Source organism: Paenibacillus phyllosphaerae, assembly GCF_014192105.1.
In the GTDB taxonomy this organism is placed as follows: domain Bacteria; phylum Bacillota; class Bacilli; order Paenibacillales; family Paenibacillaceae; genus Paenibacillus_Z; species Paenibacillus_Z phyllosphaerae.
Map to the genome: position 1 here is coordinate 1 of NZ_JACHXK010000003.1, position 16,495 is coordinate 16,495.

Below are 16,495 nucleotides of genomic sequence, written 5' to 3' on the forward strand. Positions count from 1 at the left end.
CAAGGACACATCCGTTCTCCCGGCTACCACCATCGTAAGATGCCTATAAAAATAGGCCAACCAGAAAACTCTGGCTGACCTAATAATACGAAGGACACATCGAAGACGGCCGCGTCACGAGTCGCGCAAATTTGGGGTGTCCAGAGGGCCATTGCCCTCGGAACCCCCTCGGAGGAGGGGGCTTGGGGGAGGCGAAATAAGCCTTGCCAATACGTTCACATTGGTTTATATTAAACGTAAATAAACCAATATGAACTTATAAGGAGCGATTGAACCGTGGAAATCCGTTATGCTTCCCATCCGAATGAAGTGAAAAGCTTTGATACGTCGCGTCTCCGTCAAGAATTCCTGATCGAAAGCCTATTCGTGCAAGATGAACTCGTCTTGACCTACTCGCATGTGGACCGCTTTATCGTAGGCGGCGTTGTTCCTGTTCAAGGCACGATCCAGCTGGAGGCAGATAAGAAGGAGATGGGCTCCGCATTCTTTCTGGAGCGCCGCGAGCTCGGCGTTATCAACATCGGCGGCAAAGGCACGGTAACGGTCGATGGCACCGTATATAACATGGACAGCAAGGACGGCCTCTATATCGGCCTTGGCGCACAGGAAGTGATTTTCGCTAGCGACGATGCCAGCCAGCCTGCGAAATTCTACCTGAACTCGGCACCTGCGCATAAAAACTATCCGACGACGCGCATTCCGATCAGCGAAGCTTCCCCTAACCACCTGGGCAGCATCACGAACTCGAATGAACGCACGATCTACCGTTATATCCATACTGGCGGCGTACAGAGCTGTCAGCTTGTTATGGGCATGACGCTGCTGAAGCCAGGCAATATGTGGAATACCATGCCTTGCCATACGCATAACCGCCGCTCCGAAGTATACCTGTACTTCGATATGCCGCAAGACGGCGTCGTCTTCCACTACATGGGCGAGCCGCAAGAGACGCGCCACCTGGTTGTGCGCAACGAGCAAGCGATCATCTCGCCAAGCTGGTCGATTCACAGCGGCGTCGGCACGAACAACTACACGTTCATCTGGGGCATGGCGGGCGAGAATCAGATCTTCGAAGATATGGACGCCGTTGCGATGCAGGATCTCAAATAAGAAGAAATTACAGTTACGAAACGGATGATGGCGATGAACTCCTTAAGACGGCATGAAAAAATAATGGAAGCGCTCTTGGAGCTTAAGGAAGTGACGGTTAACGAGCTTAGCGAACGGCTTGACGTTACGGGCAAGACGATCCGGGAAGACCTCGCGAAGCTTGAGGAGAAGGGGTTGCTCTTGCGCGTGCATGGCGGCGCCGTACTCGCGCAAGGCGATCAGCTGGGCATCCTCTCGCCGAAGGGGGCGTTATCCCGTCACCAGAGCGAGAAGTCCGCGATCGCTGAGCTTGCCCTTCGTTACATTGAACCTGGCGATATTATCGCGCTTGACGGCGGCAGCACCACGCTCGAGATTGCCCGCCGACTCGATAACTTCCCGCTGACGGTCGTGACCAACGATCTTCATATTATTGCGGAGCTTGTCCGTAAGGATGAGATCCGGCTCGTCGTGCCGGGCGGATACCGGGTACGCAACATGCTGGCAGGTCCCGAGGCGGTCTCCTACATTCAAGCCCTTAATATTCGCAAGGCGTTCATTGCCGCTACAGGGGTTCATCTGCAATACGGTTTTACGATCTACACGAATGACCTGATCGATTACAAGCGGGCGATTATGACGGCGAGCGAGCAAGTATTCGGAGTCGTGGATCACCATAAACTGGGGCAGAGCGCTTTACGGACGTTTGCTTCCCTCAGCGAGGTTACGCGGATTCTGACGGACGATGGTTGTCCGCCCGACCTCGCAGCGCAATTCCGTTCCGCAGGCATCGATATCGAATACGAATAGAAGGTAAGGGAGATAGCAGCGATGAGCTTATTTGATCTTACAGGCAAAAAAGCGCTGGTCACAGGCGCATCAGGCGGTCTTGGACAAGCGATGGCGATCGGCCTAGCCGAAGCAGGCGCGGATATTATCGCCGTCTCTTCTTCGGAAGCGCAAGAAACGGTCCGTCTCGTGCGGGAACTCGGCCGCAACGCGGAACTGATCGCAGCAGACCTGAGCAACGAAGAGGTGCTGGAAGGCGTCGTTGCGCAAGCAACTGAATTTTTCGGCGGCATCGATGTGCTCGTGAACAATGCGGGCATTATCCGCCGCACGCCGGCAGCCGAGCATTCGTGGAAGGATTGGCACGATGTCGTGTCGCTGAACCTCGACTCGGTGTTCTTCCTCTCCCAGCTTGTCGGCAAGCAGATGCTTGAGCGCGGCAGCGGCAAAATTATTTCCATTGCTTCGATGCTCACTTACCAAGGCGGCATCAATGTGCCAGGCTACACAGCCAGCAAGCATGGCGTAGCGGGCATTACCAAAGCGCTCGCTAACGAATGGGCAGGCCGCGGCGTGCAGGTGAACGCGATTGCTCCAGGCTACATGACGACGAACAACACAGCGCCGATCCTTGCGGACGAAGCGCGCTACAAGTCCATCACGGACCGCATTCCGGCAGCCCGTTGGGGAACGCCGGACGACTTGAAGGGGCCGGTCGTATTCCTGGCTTCCTCGGCGTCGGATTACATGAACGGCCATGTGCTCAATGTCGACGGCGGCTGGCTCGCCCGATAATAAACGTTTACCAGAAGCGGAATGCTGCACGTACAACCATGAGGTTGGACATGCGGCATTTTGTTTTCTCCAGCGGATTGGTTTGCATGTAAGCTTTCGCATGCGGCATCCAATACTTCCAAATACGCCGTGAATGCGCTATAGTGGTCTCATCTACAAGGAATTGGGGTGCCGAGTTGGCATGGCCTGGTATGAACACTTAAGCACATTCGTATTAATCATTAACTTTTTGCTCGCTGCAGCCGTCATTTTCTTGGAGCGGCGCAATGTTGGGGTCACCTGGGCATGGCTTATGGTCCTGGTACTTATCCCAGTCGTCGGTTTTATCCTGTATTTGATTTTTGGGCAGAACCTGAGCAAGGTGAAGCTGTATAAATTAAGCCGTGAAACGACGATGGTCATCAAAGCGATTGTGGAAGGACAACGTCGGGCTTACTTGCAGCATGACATCCACTTCCATGATGAAGCGATGATCCCGTACAGCGATCTGATCTACATGAACTTGTCGAGCGGCTTCGCCTTGTATACGCAAGATAATGATGTCGAGATCTATACGGACGGCAACGATAAATTCGATGCCTTGATCGCGTCAATTCAGGAAGCCAAGCAACATGTACATTTGATGTATTATATCGTCAGGGACGACGTGATCGGCAGACGGCTGATGGCCGCGCTGGTCGAGAAGGCGAAAGAAGGCGTCGAGGTGCGTTTTCTGTACGATCACATCGGCAGCACCCGCCTTCGCAGCTCGTATTTCAGCGAGCTGCTGCTCGCTGGAGGAATGGTCGCTTCCTTCTTCCCTTCGAAGATCCCGTTCTTGAACTTCCGGGTCAACTACCGCAACCATCGGAAGCTGGCTATTATCGATGGCAACGTCGGTTTTATCGGCGGATTCAACATCGGGGACGAGTATTTGGGATTGAGCGAACGTTTCGGTTATTGGCGGGATACCCATCTTCGGTTGAAGGGCAGCTCCGTGCTGCAGATGCAGGCTCATTTTCTGATGGATTGGAATTTGGCCTCGAACGTCGAAGTCTCGGAGAACCCGATGTACTTCCCGGTCGTTCCGACGGCAGGCACCGTTGGCGTCCAGATTGTGTCGAGCGGTCCGAGCAATACGGCGGAGCAGATCAAGAACGCGTATATCAAAATGATCCACGCCGCGAAGGAATTCATCTACATTCAGACACCGTACTTTATTCCAGATGAAAGCGTGCTGACCGCGCTGCGCCTTGCCGCCCTGTCGGGAGTGAACGTCGTCCTGATGATACCAGCGGTGCCCGACCATAAGATGGTCTACTGGGCATCGTACTCGTATCTGGGCGATCTGCTTGCAGCTGGGGGCCGCTGCATGCTGTATGAGCGGGGCTTCCTGCACGCCAAGACGATCGTGGTCGACGGCAAGATCGCATCAGTCGGTACGGCGAACGTCGACATCCGAAGCTTCAAGCTAAACTTCGAGGTGAACGCGATCATTTATGACAGTACCACTACTGAGCGATTAAAGCAGATTTTCGAGACGGATATGTTCACTAGCCGCGAGCTGACGATGGAGATCTACGAGCAGCGATCGCGGCTGCAGCGTTTCAAGGAGTCGTTCACTCGGCTGCTGTCGCCAATTCTATAATCCGAGTAATCGCGTCAGAGGGCTTTCCCTTTCATGCATCGTTATGATGTCGGGAGAGCTCTTTTTGCCGTTTAAAGGGGCCGCGACTGGCGCGGATTGCGATTCGGCCTGCAATTTTGTATAGTGGACTGCGAATGTAAGTTGATTAGCTGTGCATACGCAATCGGCGATGACAAGCGATAGGAGGAGGCGATCGACATGAAGCAGGCGTTTATTAAAGGCGCGGATATCTCGATTCTGAACGAATTGGAATCGTTGGGCGGCGCCTATTACCTGGATCAGGAGCAGAAGGATTTATTGGAAATTTTGCGATTGAAAGGACTTAACTGCGTCCGCCTTCGACTATGGGTGAACCCGTACGACGAATCGGGCCATCCTTATATGGGCGGGACGAATGACCTGAAGACGACGCTCGAGCTGGCCAAGCGGGCCAAAGCGCAGGGGCTTGCGGTTATGCTCGATTTTCATTACAGCGACTTCTGGGCCGATCCGAAGAAACAGATCAAGCCTAAGGCATGGCAGTCGTTAACGGGCGAGCAGCTTGAGGAGCAGGTATACCGCTATACGCAAGAAGTGTTGGCGGCGTTCGCGGCGAACGAAGTGCTGCCGGAGCTGGTGCAGATCGGCAATGAGACCACGAACGGCACGCTGTGGCCGGACGGCCAGACGCCGAAGTATCATTTTGAAGAGAAACGGTTCGTCGAGACGGATGCCGGCGAGTGGAAAGCTGCCTTCGATCGGCTGGCTCGTCTGTTGCAGGCTGGCGTACGCGCGGCGAGAGAAGCAGGACCGATTCGCGTCATTCTGCACCTGGATGCTGGCGGCTCTAACGTTCTGTATCGGACATGGTTCGATGAGATGGCCGCGCGGCAGGTCGATTACGACATTATCGGACTTTCCTATTATCCAATCTGGCACGGCAGCCTGGATGATCTAAGCTTCAATATGCGCGATATTAGCGAACGCTACGGCAAGGAGGTGCTGGTCGTCGAGACGGCCTATGGCTTCACGGCGGACAGCCCGTCAGGCGCGGATATTTTCACCGAAGAATCGGCCAAGATTGGCGGCTATCCGGCTACCGTCGAAGGACAAGCGCAGTTTCTGCATGACTTGATGACGACCGTGCAGCAGGTACCCGGCGGCAAGGGGCTTGGCATCGTCTACTGGGAGCCGGCATGGCTGCCGGTGAAAGGCACCAGCTGGGCGAGTCCTGCGGGCATGCAATATTGCAACGATATCGCGGAGATGGGCAATCATTGGGCGAACCAAGGCTTGTTCGATTTTGGCGGCAATGCCCTCGCATCCTTAGACGTATTCCGGAAGTTCGAATAACGCATACGACGCCCTTTCCCGCATGCAGGAGAGGGCTTATTTTCGCTTGAAATAGAATGAAACGCGCTGCGCCAACGAAGACGGCAAAAGCCGATTTACCTTATAGGGGCAAATCGTGGAATTAGTATCGCTTTTCGTTGCTCGGCATCTCTGTCGCATATCGCGTCTTCCGTGTACAATAATAAGATTACCTACATTAGGATTGGACAACTTGCCAATGAAGAGATACATTCCGTTCACCTATAAAATGATGGTTCCTTATCTGATACTTGTGCTATTAACGGATATTGTCATCGGTTATATCTCGTACTCGATGCTGATCGCATCCAGGACGGAGATGGCGGAGACGAACATCCGGGCGGCCATGGAGCAGTCCAAGAATAATATGAAGTACAAAATGGATGAGGTGCAGCGCATATCCGATACGCTGTTCAGCAGCCTTCCGTTCCAGCGGGCCATCCAGACGCAGGGCGACGCGTTCGATATTTACCTGACGATGATGGACGAGATTGTCCCTCAGTTGCAAGCTCCGCTGAAATTATACGGGAGCCGAATCCGGCTGATGCTATACTCGAAGAACCCGTCGCTCAACGTAGTCGAGGGCGAAGATGTGAGCATGCCGATCAAACGGAGCGATTATTACATCCTGAATGCGCAATCCATTGCCGACCGCGCTTGGTATCAGCAGCTTCAGAACTTTAACGTCGACAACATTTGGCAGCAGGTGGATACGGATGAGAAGCTGGAGAACTTGTCGCATATCCGCAAGCTGGTTACTTATAGCGATTATGTCACGGTTATCGGCTATGTGCGAATTACGACCCGACTGGATGAGCTGCTCGGCGATTTCGATGCTTTTCCGGTGGAACAGGGCATAATTCTTCAGCTTCAAGAGTCCGTGACGGGCAAGATGGTGTTCCAACGCGGCGAGGCCGATAAATCCATTGATAGCAAGGACTACTTGAGCCTGGTCGTCACAATACCCGGAACGGGTTACCAGATCCAGACCCTTGTGCCTTATACCTACTTGAAGCAAGATGCGGCGAAGCTTCGGGCGTCGATTATGATGGTATGCGCGGTCAGCTTTGCCGTTATGGCCTTCATCGGGTTCATCGTGGCCAGGCTGTCAGGCCGAAAAATGGGACGGATCATTAAGATGCTGCGCGCCTTCCAGGATGGAAGCTTCCAGAAGCGGCTGCCGATAACCGGCAATGACGAGTTCGTTCAGATCGCCGATGCGTTCAACGTGATGGCCGCCAATATTCAGGAGCTCATCAACACCGTCTATGTGGAAGGGCTGCAGAAGAAACAGGCTGAGCTAGAGGCGCTGCAGGCCCAAATTAACCCGCATTTTCTGTACAATACATTGTCGACGATCAACTCGTTGGCGAATCTAGGCGAGACGCAGAAGGTGACCGAGATGGTCAAAGGCGTGGCCAAATTCTACCGGCTTACCTTGAACCAAGGCAAAACGCTCATCCCGCTCGGCAAGGAGGTCGAGCAGGTGGAAACGTATCTCGATATTCAGCGGGTCAAATATGCCGATGCATTCTCCGTCTATCTGAATATCGATCCACGTCTGGAGAAGATGACGATCATTAAGCTGATTCTGCAGCCTTTCGTCGAGAACATTTTCAAGCATGCCTGGTTCGGCGGAAGAATCGCGATCCGAATTTCCGGCAAGCTCGTTGGCCGCAATGTCGAGCTGAAGGTCATCGACAACGGAATCGGCATGAAACCCGAGGTCGTCAAGGGATTGCTTGTTGGTCCGAGCCACTCTGGCGGTTACGGGCTTAAGAATGTGAACGAGCGGATTAAGCTTCGTTATGGTGATGAATACGGCGTGCAGATCAAGAGTATATATGGCGGCGGTACGGCAGTCATTCTCCTTCTTCCGGCTGTAGAGGAGCACGAGGAAGAAGCGGAACAAGCGAAGGACGCTTAATGGAATACGCCGTAAGAGCGACAGGGGGAACGATGCAGCGATGAATATCTTATTGGTGGATGATGAAGCGGTTGATCTGGAGTGGCTTCGCCGCAGGGTTGCGGGCAGCGGCTTGAACTTGAACGTGGTTGGTACGGCGAACAGCGGATTTGCGGCGCTAGAATTGCTGGAGAGCACGCATGTCGATATTATTTTGTCCGATATCCGCATGCCGATTATGACGGGGATCCAGTTTGCCCGTAAAGTGAAGGAGATCTACCCGCATATTCAGATCGTCTTTATTAGCGGCCATGAGGATTTCGGCTATGCCAAGGAAGCGCTCCAAATCAATGCCGCCGGCTATTTGCTCAAGCCGGTTGACGACGAGGAATTGTACCAGCAGCTGGCTTCGCTTAGCACGAAACTGCAGCGGGAACGCGAGAAGGACCGTTCGTTCAGCGAAGCGCTCTCGCTGGTCAGCCAGGAACTGCTGCTGCGTTGGTTCCATGACATTGACCCGCAGCAGGTCGAACCGCATATCCGCGACCATCTCACGCCGCTGCTCGTAGTCGGCGCGGCGGTGGCGATAATCGAGATCGATGATCTGGAATGGCGCGTCACGGACGAAGAGCGGCAACAAATGATTCTTGACATTGAAGGTTTAATCAAAGCTTATGGCGAGAACAATCGACTCGGCACGCTGCTGATGAACCGGAGCATCCGGGTCGTTGTCTTGTCCGCGCTGCCGGAAGACAGCTTCACAGCCCGTCTCGAGGAATTGATCCATACGATACGCCATACGTCGCCGTTGACCATCACGATCGGCATCGGGAAGTACACCCATGAGATCGGTCAACTCCACGAATCGTACCGTCAAGCCCAAGCAGCGCTCAGCGCCAAGTGGTTGCTGGGCAAAAACCGTATTATCCGGGAAGCAGCGGATTCGGGGGCGAAGCCGGCTTTCGTGGCGTCGTATGACGAAATTGTAGGCCGGATGCTGCAAGCCATTCTGGAATACGATTTGGTCACCATCGACGATTGCCTGATGCAGCTGTTCCAGCGCGACGTCTACGTGACGCGCAAGAGCGATATTTACGATCTTATTATCCGCATTACGTCTAAGCTTCACGCCGATCTGCAGCGGCAGGACGAGAATCTGTACGAGCTGCTGCGCTGGGAATCCCAACAGCCCGAGGTGCTGTTCCAGTTCGAGACGATGGGGGATGTGCTGTCTTGGCTGCGCAGACGCTTCTTCGAATTATCGGAACTGCTCTATGTGAAGAAACAGCGGCAGAAACGCAAAATTATTGAAGAGATTATTAAGTATGTCGAAGATAATCTCGAGCAGCGGATCACGCTCAAGGAAGTCGCGGCGCACTTCGATTTTACGCCGAATTACCTTGGCCATCTGTTCAAGGAAGAGACGGGCACCCATTTCAGCGACTTCTTGAACGATGCCCGAATGAAACGCATTTGCGAGCTGCTGATGAACCCGACGCTGAAGATCTACGAAATCGCCGAACGCGTCGGCTACAAGAACATCATCTACTTCAACCGCCAGTTCAAGCAATCGACCGGCATGTCGCCGGGCGAGTATCGGAAGAAATATAAGGTCTAGGATATGGCCGTTCAAACCCGCATCCCACAGGGAGGCGGGTTTTGTGTTGTGAAGCTCAATAAGGAGAGGCATGCCGACCAGAAAAAGGTAAGCGTGTCCACAAAGTGGACGTCAAGCGAGTACCAGCACGGTGCACCAAGTGTACTCGACCCATCAGGTCTCCTCCCGAGGCATCAAAGCCGCGAACGAAGCTCGAAGCCGGAGCTTTGTCCAGTCAGAGGTCATCACATGAAACTCCGCAAGGACAAAAGCGCTGCCCACCACGAAAGGACAGATCGAAGACGGCCGCGTCACGTGCTTGGCCCCTTACGGGTATCCAGTAGGGCAGTTGCCCTCTGGTTCCCCTCCGCGGAGGGGGAAGGGGGAGGCGAAATAGCGGTGTCAGAGGGCGGTAGCCCTTGGTTCCCTTCGGGGGAAGGGGCGAGGTAAACTTTTTAAATCGGTGAATTAGTATAAGTTTTAGTTGTCCGCCTGAATCCGAATCCTGTTTGCGCTTTCGTATAATGAGGATACATACAGAGAGCAACACGAGAGGAGAGTTCGGGAATGAACCGAAGCGGATTTTGGGGTGAAGTAAAGAAGAACCGGGCGCTGCTGCTAATGCTTACGCCTGCGGTGTTATTCTTTCTCTTATTCGCCTACGTACCGATGGCAGGGATCGTCCTCGCCTTCAAACAGTACAACCACACTGGGGGGATTTTCGGCAGCCCGTGGAATGGACTGGACAACTTCAAATTTTTCTTCGAATCCGGCAACGCCTGGCTCGTTACGCGAAACACGGTGCTTTACAATATCGCGTTTATCGTCGTGAACAACGTGCTGCAGATTACGGTTGCGATCCTGCTGTTCGAGGTCGCTGGCAAGTGGTTCCGTAAGATCGCGCAGACGGTCATGTTCCTGCCTTACTTTATTTCATGGGTTGTGGTCGGCGCAATCGCGTACAACCTGTTCAATTTCGATGTAGGAACGATCAATTCGATCCTGACGACATTCGGCATGGAGCCGATCGACATTTATAATACGCCTGGCTACTGGCCGGTCATCCTGGTACTGGTCGCAGCTTGGAAATCGCTCGGATACGGATCGGTCATGTATCTGGCGGCTATCACGAGCATCGATACAGAGATGTATGAAGCAGCGGAGATCGATGGGGCGAATATATTCCAACGCATTTGGAAAATCACGATTCCGAACCTGATCCCGACGATCATCATCCTGGTTCTGCTCGCAATCGGCAACATCTTCCGCGGCGACTTCGGCATGTTCTACAATATGGTCGGCAACAACGGCCTGCTGTTCTCGGCTACGGACGTCATCGATACCTTCGTATTCCGTACCTTGATCTCTTCGAACGATATCGGCATGTCGGCAGCTGCAGGTTTCTACCAATCGATTCTTGGCTTTGCGACGATCTTGATTGCCAACTATGCAGTGCGAAAATACGACAAAGATCACGCTTTGTTCTAAATTGGAGGGAAGAAAATGAGCGCTACCGCTTCTTCGATAAACAAAGCCTCCCAGTCGGGAGGCAAAGGCAAGCGGCAAATGGACAAACTGCTGCTGCAAATTCTAGGCTATGTCGTCATCACGATTCTCGCCGTCTTCTGCTTCATTCCTTTCCTGTTGGTCGTGTCGTCCTCTTTCTCAGACGAACAGTCCATTATTGAAGAAGGATTCAAGCTCATTCCAACGTCGTTCTCGACGGAAGCCTACAGCCTTCTGTTCAAATATCCGGAGCAGATGCTTAAAGCTTACGGCGTTACGATCGCGGTTACCGTAATCGGCACGGTATTGGGACTCTTCCTGACCTCCATGACCGCTTACGTCCTGCAGCGCAAAGACTTCAAATGGCGCAACCAATTCTCGTTCTTCTTCTTCTTCACGACGCTATTCAGCGGTGGATTGGTGCCATGGTACCTGATGATTACGAAGTACTTGAACATGGGCGATACGCTGCTCGTGCTTATACTGCCAATGTTGCTCAACGTCTTCTACATCATTGTCATGAAATCGTTTATGAACAGCATTCCGGAAGCCATTACCGAATCGGCCAAAATCGATGGCGCAGGCGACTTCCGCATCTTCATCCAGCTCATTCTGCCGCTGGCTAAGCCGGCGCTTGCGACGATCGGTTTGTTCATCGCGCTGGCCTACTGGAATGACTGGTATAATGCCTTGCTCTTCATCCAAAATGAAAACCTGATGCCGCTGCAATATTATCTCTACAAAATGCTCGGCAATATGGACGGCATGCGCAAAGCAATGATGCAATCCGGGGCTGTAGTGAATATGGCGTTGCCGACCGAAAGCCTTAAGATGGCGATGACGCTGGTAGCGACTGGTCCAATCTTGCTGGCCTACCCGTTCATTCAGCGTTACTTCGTGCAAGGCTTGACGATTGGTGCAGTCAAAGGGTAAGGATGACCTCGGGTTTACCCGGTTATCATATACAAGCAAAAATACTTTCATTTACATCTTAGGGGGAAATGCAGTCATGAAAACAAAAAAATCTGCTGCGCTCGCACTGACTACCGTTCTGGCCATGTCCACGTTCCTGGCGGCTTGCGGCGGTAACAACAATGCAGCTGAACAGAACAATACGTCCAGCGAAACGACGACGAATCAGGCAGCTGAAGGCACCACGAATGCCGGCGGCGTCGATACAAGCAAAGAAGTCAAAATTAAAATGCTGCTCGTCGGCGGCAAACCGGCTGACTATGATCAAGTATTCGGCGAGCTGAACAAGCTGGTTAAAGCGAAAATCAACGCAACCGTCGAAGCCGAATTCCTCGATTGGGCGGATTGGAACCAGAAGTACCCGCTGAAATTCGCGGCCAACGAAGACTTCGATATCGCATACACGGCGAACTGGGCTTTCTATAACGACCAAGCGCTGAAAGGCGGCTTCCTGGAGCTGACCGATGATATGCTGAAGACGTACATGCCTAAGACATGGGAAGCGATGCCGACCGTTTCTTGGGGGCAAGCGAAAGTAAACGGCAAACTGTTCATGGTGCCGAATAACAACATCGAAGTTACGGATAAGACGGTTCTGATCCGTGAAGATCTACGCAAGAAGTACAATCTGGAGCCTGTTACAAGCCCAGAGACATATGCAGCTTACCTGAAAGCGGTCGCAGCGAACGAGAAAGGCATTAACGCCTTCGGCGCGAAGCCGGCTGACGGCTGGAAATGGCATGAGCTGGACCAAATCCTGCTCGAGCAGCAGAACGATTGGAACCTCGTCGACTACAACATTCCGCTCGCTTACAAACTTGACGATGCAACAGGCAAAGTATTCAACGTATACGACACGCCGGAGTTCACGAGCCTGATCACGTATTACAAAGATCTGTCGGACAGCAGCGCATGGTCCCGCAACGTCGTCAGCAACAAGAATGACGTATGGCAGGATATCAAAGCAGGCAAAACCGCTTCGTATGCGCAAAACCTGGGTACGGTTGCAGCTAACCTGACAGAAGCTCGCCGTGACGGTGTAAGCTTCGAGCTGGCGATCGCAGACTTGACGCCGGACAAGAAGAAGATTTCCGCGATCTCCACGCAGAACGGTCTTGCGATCCACGCTTCTTCCAAGAACGTAGAGCGCTCCCTGATGCTGATCGACCTGCTGCAGAATGACAAAGAAATTCATGACCTGACGATGTATGGCATTGCTGGCACGCACTACAATGCTGAAGGCGATGACAAATTTAGCGCTGGTCCAAGCGCAGCGAACTACACCGGCTTCTCCAACTGGGGTTGGAACTCGACGCTGAACCGTACGGACGTTTCCTATCCGGCAGAAGCGCAATCGATCTTCGACGCATGGGTAGGCAAAGTGTACCACTTCCCGCTCGAAACATTCGTCTTTGACGATTCCAAAGTGAAGAACGAAGTCGCGAACATCGGTAACGTCATGCTTCGTTACGCAATTCCGCTCGAGTACGGCCTTGTGAAAGACCTTGCTAAAGGTCAAGCCGATCTGAACGCACAGCTGAAATCCGCTGGTATCGAGAAGGTACAAACGGAGCTGCAAAGCCAGATCGACGCATTCCTCGCAGCACAGAAGTAATGTCCGTTTAGGTTCTAAGGCTGTCCCAAATGAATGGTTTTGGGACAGCTTTTTTCAAAAAAAATTTACTTCCATAAATTAGCGAGTCAGGGAGGATTCAGCCATGTTACCTGCATTAAAGCGTTGGACAGCTATTTTATTATCTTTTGCGGTAGCGCTTACAACGATCTTCGGCATCATTTCGCCGAGGACTGCACAAGCCGCGGAAACAGCGGATGAGTTTATTAAAGGCGCGGATATTTCTACGCTGCAAGCACTTGAAGATCAGGGAATCAAATTCTATGAGAATGGCGAAGAGCAGGATTTGCTAACGATTCTTAAAGATCACGGCGTGAACTACATACGTCTTCGCGTGTGGAATAATCCGGTTGAAGCAGACGGATACAATGACAAGGCGAAACTGATTGAACTGGCTCCACGGATCAAAGCGGCGGGAATGAAGCTGCTCGTCGATTTTCACTACTCGGACTTCTGGGCTGACCCGGGCAAGCAAGTGAAGCCGGTAGCTTGGGAAGGACTCGACTTCACGCAGCTAAAGCAAGCGGTGTACGATTACACCGAAGAAGTGCTGACCGAGTTGGAAGCGGTCGACGCCTACCCGGATATGGTTCAGATCGGTAACGAAATTAACAACGGGATGATTCATCCGGAAGGATCGCTCAGCAATTTCACCCAGTTGGCCGATTTGATCAAGCAGGGCGTGCAGGCGGTCCGCGACACAACGCCGGACGGACACAACACGAAAATCATGATCCACTTGGCCGAGGGCGGCAACAACAGCAAATTCCGCAGTTTCTTCGACGAGGTGACAGCGCAAGGCATCGACTATGATGTCATCGGCTTATCTTACTATCCATACTGGCACGGCACCTTCCAGCAGCTCAAATCGAATATGGACGACTTGGCGGCGCGTTACGGCAAACAAATCGTCGTTGCTGAAACCGCTTACCCGTTCACATATGAAAGCGGAGACGCAGGCGAGGGCAATATTGCAGGCGAGAATGAGACGAAGATCGCCGGTTTCCCGGCTTCGGTTGAGAATCAGAAATTGGTGACCGAGACCGTATTAAATACGGTTGCGCATGTCCAGAATGGTCTGGGGCTTGGCGCCTTCTACTGGGAGCCGGCATGGTTGCCTGGCGTAGGCTGGCGTTCGGGCGATTACAACGGCTGGGAGAACCAGGCGATGTTCGATTATGACGGCAATGCGCTGGCATCTCTCGATGCATTCCAATTCACGCCGGGTAGTCTTGAGGCGAAAACGCCAATCCTTGTGTATCCTTCGGAAGGCATCACCATTACCCGAGGTCAAACACCAGAACTTCCGGCGACGGCCAATGTCCTCTACAACGAAGGCTCCATCCAAGCCACGGCCGTTACATGGGATGAAGCGACGGATGAACAGCTAAGCACGCCGGGCACGTTCTCGTTGAACGGTACCATTGCGGGACTTGAACAGAAGGCTTCGATTGATGTAACGGTGACGGATTCCCCGAATCTGGCCGTTAATCCCGGTTTTGAGGATGGGATGACAGGCTGGACGTTGTCGGGCACGGAAGCGGGCAAAGTCGAGACGAATGCCGGCAATTCGCATTCGGGTCAGAATGGATTTAACTACTGGTACGGTTCCCCATACACGTACAAATTATCGCAGACCATTACGGGCCTCAAGAATGGGGTCTACACGCTCAGCGCATGGGCTTCCGGCGGAGGCGGCGAGAACGCCATGAAGCTGTTCGCCGATAACTACGGCGGCGAAGCGGTTCAGGCCGATATCGTTAACACCGGCTATAATGCGTGGAAGAAATATACGATCGAGAATATTCATGTCACGAACGGCGAGATCACGTTTGGTTTCGATGTCGATGCGCCGAAGGAGATCTGGGGCTGGCTGGACGATGTCGAGCTCGTCCAAGTGTCGGAGGATGAACTCCTTAAGAACGGCAACTTCGAATCCGGAGACCTTACGGGTTGGACGATTACGGGCACGAGCGATGCCGGCAAAATCAATGACAATCCGAGCAATGCCCAAGATGGCGATTATGCCTTCAACTATTGGTACGGTACTCCTTATGCGTTCAAGCTGTCTCAGACGGTAACGGGCCTGAAGAACGGCACCTATGCGCTCAAAGCATGGGCTTCCGGCGGAGGCGGCGAGTCGAAGTTAAACCTGTTCGCGGAAGGATACGGCGGTGAAGCCATTATCGCCGCTGCGAAGAATACGGGCTGGAACAATTGGGTGCAATATACGATTCCGAACATCAAAGTAACGGACGGTCAAGTTACCGTGGGCTTCGATGTTGCAGCGCCAGGAGAAGTATGGGGTTACTTCGACCATATCGAACTTGTGGAAGTGCAGGGCGCTACAGCTGAGCTTACGGGCGCCAGCGCGGTCGATGGAGGGGATTCGTTCGAACTGACTTATGGCCTCGATCAGCTTACGCTTCCATTCCTTACGCAAGAATTGACGCTGCTCTACAATCCTTCTTATGTGGAATTCGTAGAAGCAAGCTCGACCGTAGAGGGACTGCAGGTCGTACAGCAAGCCGAGAATGAAGCCGGCGACGCGGCTTATATCGTGCTCGCAACGACGGGTACGCCGATTAGCGACGCGTCCTCGCTCTTGAAGCTGAAGTTTACGGCGAAGCCTCTTGCCAGCTCCAACGAGACTTCCATTACGGTGAAGAATATCAGTTATTCGGACGGCGAGCAGACCGGTACGGCGGTCAGCGCAGTACATCAGCTTTCCATTACCGGTACCATTGACCTGAGCCAGCTCAACGCTGCCATTACGAAGGCCGAGCAGATTTACAGCACGACGAAGGCCGGCGCATTCCTTGGCGGCTACCCGGTAGAAAGCCGCAATGCGCTGCAAACCCGTATTGCAGACGCTAAGACCGTCAAAGGAAACACAAATGCAACGCAAGAAGAAATCAACGCAGCCGTATCCGCATTGAATGCCGCGGTTGAAACTTACTTGAGTTCCGCTTATACGATTACGACTTTGGCGGTAGCGGTGAACATTAAGGACCTGGCGAATGTGTCCAAAGGCTTCGGAAAGACGAATGAAGCAACCGACTGGTATCTGTATCGTCCGTTCGATACCAATGCCGACAACAAAATCGATATTGTCGATCTGATTGCGACCGCTAAGAAGATTCCAGGCAAGTTCGAATAAGAAAATGCTCTGAAAGCAAGTAATCGATAGAAGGCAGGTGTCCGCCTGCCTTCTTATGTCTTGGCAAGGAA

General features: G+C 52.9%; 11 protein-coding genes. All 11 read left to right on the forward strand.

The features are described 5' to 3' along the window. Positions 1 to 276 precede the first annotated feature (276 nt). The 11 genes from kduI (at position 277) to FHS18_RS07815 (ending at position 16,424) form a co-directional block, all read left to right on the forward strand. Positions 277 to 1,110, forward strand: coding sequence for a 5-dehydro-4-deoxy-D-glucuronate isomerase (gene kduI, locus FHS18_RS07765; RefSeq protein ID WP_183598741.1), 834 nt, complete (start codon positions 277 to 279; stop codon positions 1,108 to 1,110). Between the two features lie 33 nt (positions 1,111 to 1,143). Beyond that, positions 1,144 to 1,899: a DeoR/GlpR family DNA-binding transcription regulator gene (locus FHS18_RS07770; RefSeq protein WP_183598743.1), complete on the forward strand. Its 756-nt coding sequence runs from the start codon at positions 1,144 to 1,146 to the stop codon at positions 1,897 to 1,899. Between the two features lie 21 nt (positions 1,900 to 1,920). Then, positions 1,921 to 2,673: a 2-dehydro-3-deoxy-D-gluconate 5-dehydrogenase KduD gene (gene kduD, locus FHS18_RS07775; RefSeq protein WP_183598745.1), complete on the forward strand. Its 753-nt coding sequence runs from the start codon at positions 1,921 to 1,923 to the stop codon at positions 2,671 to 2,673. A gap of 181 nt (positions 2,674 to 2,854) precedes the next feature. Then, entirely contained in the window at positions 2,855 to 4,300 is a 1,446-nt protein-coding gene (cls, locus tag FHS18_RS07780) for a cardiolipin synthase (protein WP_183598747.1), read from the forward strand. Positions 4,301 to 4,498: 198 nt separating this feature from the next. Continuing rightward, entirely contained in the window at positions 4,499 to 5,632 is a 1,134-nt protein-coding gene (locus FHS18_RS07785) for a glycoside hydrolase family 53 protein (protein WP_183598749.1), read from the forward strand. Between the two features lie 217 nt (positions 5,633 to 5,849). Further along, positions 5,850 to 7,577 carry a sensor histidine kinase gene (locus tag FHS18_RS07790; RefSeq protein WP_183598751.1) on the forward strand — a complete coding sequence of 576 codons (1,728 nt, stop codon included), beginning with the start codon at positions 5,850 to 5,852 and terminating at the stop codon, positions 7,575 to 7,577. Positions 7,578 to 7,617: 40 nt separating this feature from the next. Further along, the gene (locus FHS18_RS07795) at positions 7,618 to 9,174 is read left to right on the forward strand and encodes a response regulator transcription factor (protein ID WP_183598753.1); all 1,557 of its coding nucleotides are present in this window, start codon (positions 7,618 to 7,620) and stop codon (positions 9,172 to 9,174) included. A gap of 546 nt (positions 9,175 to 9,720) precedes the next feature. Further along, complete coding sequence (locus FHS18_RS07800; protein ID WP_183598755.1) at positions 9,721 to 10,641, forward strand: ABC transporter permease; 921 nt, start codon at positions 9,721 to 9,723, stop codon at positions 10,639 to 10,641. A 78-nt stretch (positions 10,642 to 10,719) separates the two neighbouring features. Next, positions 10,720 to 11,592: a carbohydrate ABC transporter permease gene (locus FHS18_RS07805; protein WP_409348544.1), complete on the forward strand. Its 873-nt coding sequence runs from the start codon at positions 10,720 to 10,722 to the stop codon at positions 11,590 to 11,592. 76 nt (positions 11,593 to 11,668) lie between these two features. Continuing rightward, a complete protein-coding gene (locus FHS18_RS07810) occupies positions 11,669 to 13,246 on the forward strand; it encodes an ABC transporter substrate-binding protein (RefSeq protein ID WP_183598759.1) in 1,578 nt (525 codons plus the stop codon). Between the two features lie 103 nt (positions 13,247 to 13,349). After that, entirely contained in the window at positions 13,350 to 16,424 is a 3,075-nt protein-coding gene (locus FHS18_RS07815; protein WP_183598761.1) for a glycosyl hydrolase 53 family protein, read from the forward strand. The last annotated feature ends 71 nt before the right edge of the window (positions 16,425 to 16,495 follow it).